This is a genomic window from Mesorhizobium sp. M0140 (assembly GCF_040322475.1).
In the GTDB taxonomy this organism is placed as follows: domain Bacteria; phylum Pseudomonadota; class Alphaproteobacteria; order Rhizobiales; family Rhizobiaceae; genus Mesorhizobium.
In genome coordinates this window covers 1-1,523 of the sequence record NZ_JAMYTM010000077.1, presented here as the reverse complement: position 1 = coordinate 1,523, position 1,523 = coordinate 1, and the positions used below count along the sequence as shown (strand labels likewise).

Annotated in this window: 2 pseudogenes; one reads left to right on the top strand and one right to left on the bottom strand. The window is 61.1% G+C overall.

The features are described 5' to 3' along the window. Positions 1-21: 21 nt before the first annotated feature. Positions 22-503 (bottom strand): annotated as a pseudogene (locus NKJ37_RS31885) (integrase core domain-containing protein); the annotation flags it as partial. A gap of 608 nt (positions 504-1,111) precedes the next feature. On the opposite strand from NKJ37_RS31885, the pseudogene NKJ37_RS31880 reads away from it, so the two are divergent. Further along, positions 1,112-1,523 (top strand): annotated as a pseudogene (locus tag NKJ37_RS31880) (IS66 family transposase zinc-finger binding domain-containing protein); the annotation flags it as partial.

Sequence of the window (1,523 nt, the reverse complement as noted above, 5' to 3'; positions counted from 1 at the left end):
TCCATACATGCCACTGAACTGTCATCCAGCTGCGATTAGAGCCTCGACCGTTTCTGTTACGCCTCTTGGCGGGGTTGAGCAACGGGTGATCGGCGGAGCTGGTCGGGGTTGCGCAGCCGATCGTCCGTTGCGGTGAGATTGGCGGCATAGGCCGCAGGCGTGATGTATCCGAGCGCCGAATGTGGGCGCGATCGGTTGTAGTCGTCTGCCCATTCGGCAACGGCACTGCGGGCGTGGTCGAGGCCGAAGAACAGGCTCTCGTTCAACAGCTCGTCGCGCATCCGCCCGTTGAAGGATTCGACATCCGTCTGCATCGGCTTGCCCGGCGCGATGAAGTGCCATTCCACCTGATGATCCTTCGACCAGGCGAGGATGGCGTTCGAGGTGAACTCGGTGGCGTGGTCAGAGACGATCATGCCCGGCTTGCCGCGGTGGGCGATCAGTTCCGTCAGTTCACGCGCCACCCGGCGGCCGGAAATCGACGTGTCCGGGATCGCCGCCAGGTGCGGATTCCGACGTGAAGCCGGCCGCCATTCCGACAAACACCGGCCACCATTCCGGTATGAAGCCGGCCACCATTTCAACCAAAGACCGGCCAGTTTTCGGCACTGAAGATTACCTCCTGGGTCCGCACCTTTGGCATCAAATACCTCGCTACGAGCGAGGAGATTTTGATGCCGGCAAAGAGAAGGCTGACCATGAGACAGTTGAGACAAATGCTTCGGCTTGCCGGAAGCGGGACCAGCTCCCGCGAATTTGCGGTCGTGCTGGGAATAGCACGCAGTACAGTGCAGGATAATCTGCGGCGCGCAGCGGCAATCGGGTTGAGTTGGCCCCTGCCAGGCGAGCTGACCGATGACGCGCTTGAGAACAAACTCTTCGCTCGCAATGGCGTCAAACAGGGCACACGGCGGCGCACAGAGCCGAACTGGGCCCATCTTGCCGTCGAGCTCAAGAAGCCGGGCGTCACGCTCCTCATCTTGTGGGAGGAGTATCGAGGAAGCCATCCCGACGGATATGGCTACAGCGGTTCTGCGAGCTCTTTTACAGCTTCGAACAGGTAATTACCCACGCCCTTGTCAGGGGCAAGAATCCCTGAATCCATGTGGAAATGGATCGCAGTGATTTGCAGCGTCTGACGAAGGAGGAACTGATCGATCTGGTGCTGCGGATGCAGCGACCGGACAAGACGTCGCGCACGTCATCGAAGCCTCCGTCGAGCGATCGCAAGGAGCGTCGGGACAAGGCGAAGCCCGGCGGCGCCAAGCCGGGACATAAGGGTCACAGCCGCGCCCTGAGCGAGGATGCCGATCATCAACCATCATCCCGACCAATGCCCTTGCTGCCAGGCCTGCCTATCGAACGATCTTCCTGCCGAAACCGTCAGCGAGCACGATAAGATTGAGCTTCCCGCGATCAGGCCTTTGATTGAGCGCCATCGGCGTCTGGCAGTCCGTTGCCCGTCCTGCGGCACGCTGGTCGTCGCGGCTGTGCCAGATGCGGCGAAGGGGACGCCGTTTGGG